We start from the raw sequence: 11,061 nt of genomic DNA on the forward strand, positions 1-11,061 counted from the left end.
AGCCGTGAAACCGGACTTGGGGAATCCTTTCCCCAAGCCATGGGTTTACATGTCGTAGCGCAGAATCAAGCCCGCAGTGCGCGGGGCGCCGACATCGATGATGTCGCCGCTGCGGTTGTTGGTGACGTATTCCTTGTCGAAGACGTTTTTCACGAAACCGGATACCGAGACATTCTTGGTGACCTTGTACTCGGCATTGAAGTTGGCCAGCCAGTAGTTGTCGGCCTTGCGCTCGCCAGTCACCTGACCTGCGTCATCGAACTCGTACTCGGAGGGGGACGTGCTCTGCCATACGACATCGGTATTGAGCGTCACACGCTCATTCCAACGGTAGGTAGCCCCCATCGACATCTTGTACTTGGGAGAGAAGAGGAAATCCTCGCCGCTCATGTCGCGGCCATCGCTGGTGACGAAGTCCTTGTACTTGCCGTCGGTCACGGAGGCACCGGCGTTCAAGGTCAGTTGCTCACCGAAGTCTTTTTCGACGGAAACTTCCAGACCCTTGATATCACTGCGACCGGCGTTGAACACATCAAAGAATTCGGTTTGCGGGTTCACCACGCTGACCTGCTGATCCTTCCACTCGGTGTAGTAGATATTGGCGCGGGTACGCAGGGTCTGGTCCATGAACGAGCCACGGTACGACAGCTCGTAGTTGGTGGTGTATTCCGGATCGTAGGAGGTGTGTCCGCTACCGGCACGGACGTTTACGCCGCCACCACGATAGCCTCGCTGCACCATGAAGCCGACGAACTGGTTATCCGCCAGTTCGTAGTCCAGGCCGAGTTTGGGCAGCACGGCATCGGAGGTCTGCTTGTCCTTGCCAGGCTCGGAGAAGTCATCGGCCTCGACGGTGGTGCGGTTGCTCTCGTGGTCGTAGCGCAGGCCGGTGATCAAGGTCCAGCGAGGAGCGAAGGTCCAGTTGACTTCACCGAACACAGCGCTGTTCTCGATCGCCGTGTCACCTTTGACCGTACCGAGCAGCCGCTGGCCGTTGTACAGCCGGTCGTGGAAGTTGTTGGTGTTGTGCCCGTAGTAGAGGCCAACAAAACTCTTCAGCGTTTCTGCGTCGTAGTTCAGACGCAGCTCCTGGCTGAACAGGTAGCCATCCTGCTTGCGCAGCACCACCTGGTTGGCGGTAGACGACTGGTCGAAGTCCAGACGAGCGTCGTAGTCGGAATCGGTGTTGGCGGTGAGGCTGGTGATGGACCAGTTGTCGTTGAGGCGGTGGTCGATCTTGGCGCTGACAGTATCCTGCTTGAGTTTGTCGTAGGCTTCAGTGTTGGAGTCGATCTTGTAGTAACGAACCTTGTCGCCCTGGCGAACCACCGAGTTATCACCCTTGCGGCTTTCCCCGTGGGCATAGGTCAGCAGCACATCGGTGTCTTCGTTTGGCAGAATCAGCAACTTGCCACGGCCGTTCGCGGTGCGGGTCGGGTTGGCATCGTCACCGTTGAAGAGGTTGTCGATGTAACCGTCGCCTTCCTGGTAGTCCAGGGCAATACGGCCGGCAATCTTGCCGTCGACGATCGAACCGCCACCGGCGATCGCACCACCGCGCTCACCGTAGGTACCGCCATTGGCCTGCGCCGACAGGCTGGGCTCGAAGGTCGGGTTCTTGGTCTGGATCACCACCGCGCCGGCCAGGGAGTTGCGGCCCTGGGTAGTGGATTGCGGACCAAGGAACACTTCTACCTGCTCGACGTCCCACAGCGGCATCGGGCTCAGGGTCAATGCGCGGTTCGGCTGCACGGCGCCGTCGACGAATACCGAAACGGCACCATTGAGCGCGGCCGGCCCCTGGTCATCGAAGCCGGACACCGGCACGCCACGGATACCCCAGTTTTCGTTGCCGGAGGTGTTGTATACACCCGGTGTGCGGGCGAACACGTCGATCAGGTTGTGGTCTTCCTTCTCGCGCAGTTGCTTGTCCGTGACCACGGCCACGCTTGTCTGGGTTTCCTCCAGCGAACGGTCAATCTTCTCCCCCGTCACCGTGATCGGAGCAATCTCTATCGTGTTCGCTTGCTCGTCCGCCCACGCACTGTTGGCCAGGCAAATGGCCGACCCCACAGCCAGTGCGATCGTAGTTTTCTTGTAATTCACGCCCCGTTCCCCTGCGACAGATTTTGTAGATTTTTTCTTGCGCAAAATGCGCTTTGTTCCAAACGCCGGCGGGAGTCTAATCCAAAAAAAAAAATAAAGAAATACGATTGATAATATCTCTCATTTGTAATAAAAAGCCGCGCTGTATCGATAACAATTCATTTCAGCGGCCCCCAGCGTAGCCACACTTGCCCGGTTTTCCAGGTCATCAACGCCGCTCCACCCGACTGAAAAAAACAAAAGAGGATGCACACGGATGACATCTAGCGAACACCTGCTCGGGGGTTCAGAACCCATGCCCCATGCTCCAGCCGTTGGCCGCACCTCTACCTTGCCAGTGCTGGTCGAGGGCAAGCCGGGGCAGTCGATCCATGATCTGGGCGCGTCGATTCGTGCCACCCTCGATCAGGCGTTGATTACCGTCGGCGGTGTCCTGTTTCGCGGTTTCAACGTGCCCACCCCGATCGACTTCAAGCGCTTCGCCGCCAGCTTCGGCGCACCGCTGGCCAGCTATGAATTCGGCTCCACGCCGCGCAGCAAAGTGTTCGCCGGGGTCTACAGTTCCACCGAATACCCGGCCCACCAATTCATTCCGTTGCACAACGAACAGGCCTACACCCGGCCGTGGCCTTCGCGTATCTGGTTTCACTGCATCAAGGCCAGCGAAACCGGCGGCGAAACCCCCATTGCCGATAGCCGCCTGATCTACCAGCGCATGCCCGCCGATATCCGTGAACAGTTCGCCAGCCGCGAATTGCTCTACGTGCGCAATTACAGCGGCGCGCTGGACTTGCCGTGGCAGAAGGTCTTCAACACCGAGGACCGCGCCCAGGTCGAGCGGTATTGCCTGGACAACGACATCCAGTGGGAGTGGAAAGCCGATGGCGAACTGCGCACCCGCCAGCGCTGCGCGGCGGTGCTGCAGCATCCCGAGACGGGCGAGTGGGTGTGGTTCAACCAGGCACACCTGTTCCATGTATCGGCCATTGAACCTTCCGTGCGCGCCAGCCTGCTGGCCGCCGTGGGCGAAGAGAACCTGCCTCGCCACGTCTATTTCGGCGACGGCTCGGCCATTCCCGACGCGCTGCTCGACACCGTGCGTGAAGTGTATCGCCAGACCACCATCAGTTTTCCGTGGCAACCCGGCGACGTACTGATGCTCGACAATCGACTGGTCGCACACGGCCGAAACCCCTACACCGGTGACCGCAAAGTCATCGTTGCCATGGTGTGAATTGCACATGTCTTCTTTCAAACACTGGATCGAAGTGCTGGAAACCAACGCCCGGTATTTTCCACAGCGGCCTGCCCTGCACTTCTTGCCGGATGGCGTCGAGATCGGTGAAAGCCTGACTTTTGCCCAGTTGCACGAGCAAAGCCAGTCCCTGGCCGCCGCGCTACAGGCGCGTTACGTGCCGGGTGATCGTGTGCTGTTGATGCTGCCCAGCAGCCTCGACTACGCCCGTGCCTTCTGCGCCTGCCAGTATGCCGGGCTGATTGCCGTACCACTGTTTCCGCCGCCCTCGCGCAAACCCCGTCACCTGGACCGCGTGCGGAATGTGGTGGTGGATGCCGAACCTGCATTGATCCTCGCCCCGGCCGAACATGGTGAGAACCTGCGTGAACTGGTCGAAGGCCGAGTCGATGTATCGACGGTCGAAGCGCTCGGCACCCCACCCGCCAGCCAGTGGGTACGCCCGGATATCGACGGCGCGACCGTGGCCTTCCTGCAATACACTTCAGGCTCCACCGGCACGCCAAAGGGCGTCGAAGTGCGCCAGCGCAATCTGATCGCCAACGTCGAACTGATGCGCCAGGCCTACGGCTTCGATGAGCACGGCGCCATGGTCAACTGGCTGCCGCTGTACCACGACATGGGCCTGATCGGCGGAATGCTGGCGCCGCTCTATAGCGGCATGCCCTGCTATCTGATCGCCTCGCAGACTTTCGTCAATGCACCCTCCACCTGGCTTCAGGCGTTGAGCCGTTATCGCGCCACTGCCAGCTTCGCCCCGAATTTCGCCTACGCCCTGTGCAACCGAGTGGTCAGCGACAACCTGATCGCGCAACTCGACCTGAGCGCCTGGCAACACGCGATCAACGGCGCCGAGCCGATTCACCCCGGCACCCTCGAGACATTCGCCCAACGCTTTGCCGCCTGTGGTCTGAGTCCACTGGCAATCAGCCCCGGCTATGGCCAGGCCGAAGCGACCCTGTGTGTCAGCGCCACGCCGGCCGATGCATTGCCGGTGGTGCTGCGCCTGGACAAGGCGGTCCTGGAAACCGGTCGCGTGGCCCTGGCGGCAGACCAGGCCCCGGCAGTGGAATTTGTCGCCTGCGGTTATCCGCAAGCCTTGCACGGCATTGCCATCGTCAATCCACACAACCACGAACGCTGCGCCGCCGACCAGGTTGGCGAAGTCTGGCTGCAAGGCCCGAGCAATGCCGAAGCCTACTGGAAGAATCCCGAAGCCAGTCGCGAGGCCTTCCAGGCCAGTATCGTTGGCGAACACGGCCATTACCTGCGCTCCGGCGACCTGGGGTTCATGCACGAAGGCCAGGTGGTGATTTGCGGTCGGGTCAAGGATTTGCTGATCCTCAACGGACGCAACCTGTATCCCCATGACATCGAATTCGCCATCACCGATGCCGAGCCGGGTATCCGCACCGGGCGCATCGCCGCCTTCTCCGAGATGGACCCCAGGCTGGGCCGCGAGAAGCTGGTGATCGTCGCCGAACCCCAGCGCAAATTCGTTGACCCCACGCGTCATCCAGAGCTGTTCGCATCGATACAGAACGCCGTGCGCGAAGCTGCTGATTGCGGCATCGACCAGATCGTGCTGGTGGAAGCCGGGACCATTCCCATGACCACCAGCGGCAAGATCGCCCGTCAAGGTGCACGCAAGCAATTGGCCGCAGGCACCTTGAGCATCATTGCCCAGTTCGGCGGGCAGAGCACGGCCAACGGCGAGTCGATCGAACGCACGCAACTGCTGAAGCAGGTTACTCAAGGTGAAGCAGGCGCCCTGCTCGCCTGCCGCCAGTGGCTCGAGCAAACCCTGCGCGAGGTGAATCCCTACCTTGCGGTGGACTTCGACCTGAGCCTGATCGGCCTGGGCCTGGATTCCATCAGCGTCGCCGACTTCGCCGCCCGACTGCATCAGGAGCTGGGCTTCGAACTCGATACGCAAAGTCTGTTTGGCGAGCAAACCTTGGGGGAGTGGGCGCAGGCGCTGCTGGAATTCCTCGGGGCCCCTGCAGCGGAGCCCATGGCTCCCCGCCAGGACTTCAACGTCGATCAACACCAGGGCCGGCAGTCTTTCGCGCAGAGTCGCCTGTGGTTCCTGCGCCAGCTCGATCCCACCGACACCCGTCACAACCTGGTGCTGCATTTGCGCCTGCAAGGTGCGCTGGACATTGAGGCATTGGCCTCGCGCCTCAATGCCCTGATCGATCGTCACAGCGTGCTGCGCTCGGTGTATCACGATGGCGTCGACGGCCCCCAGCAGCGCATGCTTCCGCCAGCAGCGGTGCCGCTCACCTGGCACGACCTGCGCGACCACCCCACCGACGTGCAGCAACAAGCGCTCAGCGAGCGCCTGGCCGAAGAACATGCGACCCCGGTCGATCTGCAAAACGGCCCAGTGCTGCGCGCGCAACTACTCAGCCGCGACGATCAACAGCACGACCTACTGCTGACCCTGCATCACATCGCCTTCGACGGGCACTCGGCGCAATTGCTGTTGGCGGAACTGGCCGGCTCCAATGCCAGCGAACGTCCGCTGCAGTACCAGGACTTCGCCCGCTGGGAGGCCGCTCACTGGAGCGCCGAACGCATCGCTACCGAGCAACAGTTCTGGTGCGAGCATCTGGCGGGCATGCCGCAAACCCTTGCCCTGGGTGGCAGTGGCCAAGGCGCGGGCGAACACAGCCTCACCTTCGGCCTGCCCCAGGCCAACTGCGAAGCGTTGACCGTATTGGCCCGCGAACACGGCATGACCCTGTTCATGCTGTTGCTGGCCAGCTATCAACTGGTGATCCGACAATTGGGTGGCCAGCAGCAATTCTTGTTGGGCACCGACGTCAGTGGCCGGCCTCTGGCTGCCCATAACGAGGTGATCGGCTTCTTCGTCAACCAGCTGACCCTGCGCTGTGACCTGCGCACGGAAGCCACCCTGGCCGACTTCCTCGGGCAAGTCCGCGATCAGGCTCGACTGGCCTATGCCCATCAGGGCCTGCCGTTCGATCTGGTGGTCTCGGCCCTGGCTCCGCAACGCCGCGCCGGTCATTCGCCACTGTTCCAGGTCAAGCTCAACTACCAGCCATCGCGAGTGAACCCGGCCGAAATCGCCGGTGCGCACATGACCTCGCTGGACGTGGCGCAGGCACCGGGCGATTTCCATCTGGTGCTGGACCTGACCCACGCCAGCGCCGGTATTGATGCGAACCTGAAGTTCCGTGGCGAGTATTTCGACCAGGACCGCGCCCTGCGCCTGCAACATCTGTGGACCCGCCTGCTCGACGACAGCCGCGGTCTGCTCGACCAGTCGCTGCATGTCGTAGCAGAGCGCCTCGACGCCTGGGACCAGGCGTTCCAGCGCGAACGCCAGCAGTCCCGGGCCTCGGCCGCGCGCAGCCAGATGCTGCAGACCAAACGTCGCTCAATGCCCCTCTAACCGAGTTGGATGCCTTTATGTCTATCGTGCCCCCACCGTCTCGCGCCCTCGGCGGCGTGCGTCGCAAAGCCATGAACGTCTCGGAACGGCAACTGGTCAGCGAGCGGCTGCTGAGCCCGGACCACGCGCTGCCGCTGGTGATTGAACCGGCAGTTGCGGGTGTCGACCTGGTTACCTGGGCGGCCAGCGAACGCGAAAACCTCGAAAACAAGCTGTTGCAGTACGGCGCCCTGCTGTTTCGCGGATTCTCCGTGCAATCGGTGGAACAGTTCGATCAAGTGATTGCCGCGCTCTCCCCCGGCGCCCTGGAATACATGTTCCGCGCCTCGCCGCGTACACGGGTTGGCGGCAATATCTACACCTCGACCGACTACCCGGCCGACCAGATGATTTTTCCGCACAACGAGCATTCGTACTCGCCACGTTTTCCGCTGCGCCTGTTCTTTTATTGTCACCTTCCGTCCGAGACCGGCGGCGAAACCCCGATAGGCTCTACCCGCTCGGTGAAGGCCTGCATCAGCCCTGAGATCGAGGCACGCTTCCGGGAAAAAGGCGTGATGTATATACGCAACTACGGTGACGGCTTTGGCCTGCCCTGGCAAAGCGTGTTCCAGTCCGAAGACCGTGCCGAAGTGGAAACCTACTGCAAAAGCGTCGGCATCGAAGTGGAATGGAAGGACAACAACCGCCTGCGCACCCGTCAACGCGGGCCCGCCGTGGTCCGACACCCGCAGACCGGTGAAGAGGTGTGGTTCAACCACGCCACCTTCTTCCATATCAGCACCCTGCCACCGGCGATTCGCGACTCGCTGCAAAGCAACTTCGGCGATCTCGACCTGCCGACCAACACCTTCTATGGCGACGGCGAAGCTATCGAGCCGCACGTGCTGGAAGCACTACGGGCCGCGTACCTCGATTCGCTGGTGCGGTTCAGCTGGCAGCAAGGCGACGTGCTGTTTATCGACAACATGCTCGCGGTACACGGTCGCGAACCCTTCACCGGCAAGCGCGCGATCATGACCGGCATGGCGCAAGCCCTGCTGTCGAGTGACGTCGCCGTCTGATTTTTCAACAGGTGCCCTCAGTTGAACACGCCTGACTCTTTTCAGTGGGTCTGCGCGGCTGTCTGCACCCAGGTTCAAGCCACCCTTTCCAGTCGAGTTGAACATGAGCGGACTCCAAGGTTTTCGTATCTCGCCACAGCAGGCGTCAGTTTATCAGCACACCAACGGCACCACCGAGCACCCGTTGAGCTGCCGTTTGCAGTGGTCGGTTGCCTCACTCGTGACCGCCGACCTGCTGAGCCAACGCCTGAATGCCCTGATCGCAGACAGTGAAATCCTGCGCACCCGATTGGTGCCTGTACCTGGCCTGCGCTTCCCGGTGCAGGTGATTGACGACAGCATTGAGCTGCCGATTGCGGTGAAGGACCTGCGTACACTCGACCAGGGCCAGCAGGACGCCGCGCTGAGCCAACTGACCACGCAACCTCGCGACTGGACGCTGCCGCTGGCAATCACGCTAGTGCAACTGTCGGACACCCAATCCGTGCTCGATCTGGCCGGGGCCAGCAGCCACTTCGACCTGGGTAGCCTGAAACTGCTGGCGGCAGCATTGCTGCAGGACGAACTCCCCGCGCTGACCGAGGCCCTGCAATACGCAGACTATGCCGAATGGCGCTGGAGCCTCAGCGAAGACGAGCCCGACCATCCGGGGGTGAATTTCTGGAAAGCCCTGGCGCAAGGTGAACAAACGACCCTGCAGCTGCCGCTGGAGTCCACTTCGGGCCAGGGTTTTGCCCCGGAGCGCGTAGATCTGCAGCTGCCGCCGAGCCTCGCCGCCCATCCGGCCCTGACCCCGAACCTGATGCTGACCGCCTGGGCCGCCCTGCTCAGCCGCCTGGCCGGGCAACAACAGGTGGCGCTGACGGTGGTCCATGAAAGCCGCGGCCCAGAACTGGAAAACGCCCTTGGCCGGTTCGAACAAAGCCTGCCGGTACGCTTTGACCTGGACCCGCAAGCCACCCTGCTGGAACAAAGCACAGCGGTCGCCGCCAGCGTCGAACTCAGTGCCGGTTGGCAGGACTACTACAGCCACGACCTCAATGGCGGCTATGGCTTCGCCTGGCGCCAGGCCAATGCCAGGGAGCGCCATGCCAGCGCCGTGTTGGCCCCGGTGAAAGCCTGCCTGAACGTGCACCAGGCCCCAGGCGCCGTTCAGGCCCACCTCGTTTATGACCGCCACACCCTGAGCGCCAATGCCGCCGCTTGCCTGGGGGAACAATGGTTGCAAGTGCTGCAAGGCGCGCTGGCCGAGCCGCAACTCAGTTGGATGCACCTGCCGCTGACTGGTGCGCTGCAACTGCAGACCATTGACAACGCTCCGACCTCGCCTGCGGTCGAACCGGTGACGCTGGTGGAGTTGATTACCCGCCAGGTGCAGCAACAGCCGAATGCCATCGCCCTGAGCGACAAGGATGGCGACCTGAGCTATGCCGCCCTCGACGCCTGTGCCACGCACCTGGCCCATCGACTGCGCCAGGCCGGAATCGCCGCCGGTGTACCCGTGGGTATCCTGTTCCCGCGGGGCAATGCCGCCATTGTCGCCCTGCTCGCGGTGTTGAAGGCCGGTGGTGCCTACGTGCCGGTCGACCCGACCTATCCGGCGGACCGCCGCGCCTACATGCTGGCCGACAGCGCCATTGCCCATATCGTGGTCAGCGCCGAACTGGCCGACAGCGTGCCAGCCAGCCTGCAACGCTTCGTGCTGGATGACCTCAGCGTGCCCAACACGAGCAGTCTGCCTGTGCTGCCGATGCCGCAGGCGGACGACCTGGCCTATCTGATCTATACCTCCGGCTCTACCGGCGCGCCGAAGGCCGTGGAAATCAGCCACGCTGCCCTGAGCTTCTCGACCCAAGTACGCATGGCCACCTACGCCACGCCGGTTCGCGCCTACCTGCTGCTGTCGTCGTTCGCCTTCGACAGCTCGGTGGCGGGAATTTTCTGGACCCTGGCCCAAGGCGGTCGCCTGGTATTGCCGGCCACCGGCGAAGAACTTGATATGCCGCGCCTGGCACAATTGATTGCACAGCATCGAGTCAGCCACGGCCTGTCGTTGCCATCGCTGTATCAAGCGTTGCTCGATCAACTGCAACGCAACGCCGACACCGCCAGCCTGGAATGCTGGATCGTTGCCGGCGAAGCCTGCCCGCCGGCCTTGGTCACCCAGCACAGCCACGCCTTGCCCGGCGCGCAGCTGGTCAATGAATACGGCCCTACCGAAGCCACGGTCTGGGCCAGTCATGAGGTACTGGAGCCGGGCCGTGCACTGACCATCGGCCGGCCAATTGCAGGCATGGACCTGCGCGTACTCAACGAAAACGGCGTTGCCTGCGGTGTCGGCGAGCCGGGCGAGATCGTCCTCGCCGGCCCGACCCTGGCCAGGGGCTACCGCAACAAACCAGAAGAAACCGCCAAGGCCTTCGTCACCCTGGCCTGCGGCACCCGCGCCTACCGCACCGGCGACCTGGCCTGCTGGCTGGCGGACGGGCGCCTGGCCTTCCTCGGGCGCAAGGACCATCAGGTCAAGTTGCGCGGTTACCGCATCGAACTGGGTGAAATCGAACGGCAACTGTGCAGCCACAGCGACGTGCGCGAAGCCGCGGTGATCGTGCAGGAACACGCCGCCGGCAAGCGTCTGCTGGCCTATGTGCTGGCGACCCACGGTTATGCGCCGGACTCGGAAGCGATCAAGGGCTTCCTCGGCGAACGCCTGCCGTCCTACATGGTGCCGGCTCGGGTGCTGACCCTGCCGGCCTTCCCGCGAACCCCCAACGGCAAGCTCGACCTGGGCCAGTTGCCAGACCCCGACCAGCTTGACCAGAGCGCCCATGTAGCCCCGCGCAACGCCATGGAAAGCGCCCTGCAAGCCATTGTCGCCAAGGTCCTGAAGCGTGAGAGCGTGAGCGTCACCGAGAACTTCTTCGCCATCGGCGGCGACTCGATTCTCAGCCTGCAAGTGGTGGCCCAGGCCCACGAGCAGGGTATCGCCCTGTCCGCCAAGCACGTGTTCGATGGCCAGACCATCGCCGCCATGGCCGAAGTCGCCCGGCCGCTGTCTGCGCACGACGTGCAAGCGCAGGCCCAGAGTACCGCGTTCAGCGCCTCGGGCCTGTCCGATGACGAAATGCAGGCGCTCATGGCCGAGCTGGACGAAAACGAATTTTGATTGGCCCCGCTGCGCCACGCACCACTCGCTGCGCCGTCGCCCCTTTTTC

General features: G+C 62.7%; 5 protein-coding genes. 4 read left to right on the forward strand and 1 reads right to left on the reverse strand.

Annotation, left to right across the window (positions count from 1 at the left end):
• Positions 1-45: 45 nt before the first annotated feature.
• Positions 46-2,106 (reverse strand): TonB-dependent receptor, encoded by a 2,061-nt coding sequence (locus tag FQ664_RS15155; protein ID WP_144172971.1) that lies wholly within the window; start codon positions 2,104-2,106, stop codon positions 46-48.
• Positions 2,107-2,362: 256 nt separating this feature from the next.
• Between FQ664_RS15155 and FQ664_RS15160 the strand changes: the two genes are divergently transcribed.
• The 4 genes from FQ664_RS15160 to FQ664_RS15175 all read left to right on the forward strand — a co-directional run bounded on the left by FQ664_RS15160 (position 2,363) and on the right by FQ664_RS15175 (position 11,012).
• Positions 2,363-3,340 (forward strand): TauD/TfdA family dioxygenase, encoded by a 978-nt coding sequence (locus FQ664_RS15160; RefSeq protein ID WP_144172973.1) that lies wholly within the window; start codon positions 2,363-2,365, stop codon positions 3,338-3,340.
• 7 nt (positions 3,341-3,347) lie between these two features.
• Entirely contained in the window at positions 3,348-6,782 is a 3,435-nt protein-coding gene (locus tag FQ664_RS15165) for a condensation domain-containing protein (RefSeq protein ID WP_144172975.1), read from the forward strand.
• Positions 6,783-6,799: 17 nt separating this feature from the next.
• Positions 6,800-7,846 (forward strand): TauD/TfdA family dioxygenase, encoded by a 1,047-nt coding sequence (locus FQ664_RS15170; RefSeq protein WP_144172976.1) that lies wholly within the window; start codon positions 6,800-6,802, stop codon positions 7,844-7,846.
• A gap of 103 nt (positions 7,847-7,949) precedes the next feature.
• Positions 7,950-11,012 (forward strand): non-ribosomal peptide synthetase, encoded by a 3,063-nt coding sequence (locus tag FQ664_RS15175; protein ID WP_144172977.1) that lies wholly within the window; start codon positions 7,950-7,952, stop codon positions 11,010-11,012.
• The last annotated feature ends 49 nt before the right edge of the window (positions 11,013-11,061 follow it).

The sequence above is a fragment of the Pseudomonas persica genome, from assembly GCF_900291015.1.
GTDB lineage: Bacteria > Pseudomonadota > Gammaproteobacteria > Pseudomonadales > Pseudomonadaceae > Aquipseudomonas.

Excerpts from the sequence above, each read along its gene's own strand:
- FQ664_RS15160 (WP_144172973.1), top strand. The coding sequence starts at position 2,363 with ATGACATCTAGCGAACACCTGCTCGGGGGTTCAGAACCCATGCCCCAT.
- FQ664_RS15165 (WP_144172975.1), top strand. The coding sequence starts at position 3,348 with ATGTCTTCTTTCAAACACTGGATCGAAGTGCTGGAAACCAACGCCCGG.
- FQ664_RS15170 (WP_144172976.1), top strand. The coding sequence starts at position 6,800 with ATGTCTATCGTGCCCCCACCGTCTCGCGCCCTCGGCGGCGTGCGTCGC.
- FQ664_RS15175 (WP_144172977.1), top strand. The coding sequence starts at position 7,950 with ATGAGCGGACTCCAAGGTTTTCGTATCTCGCCACAGCAGGCGTCAGTT.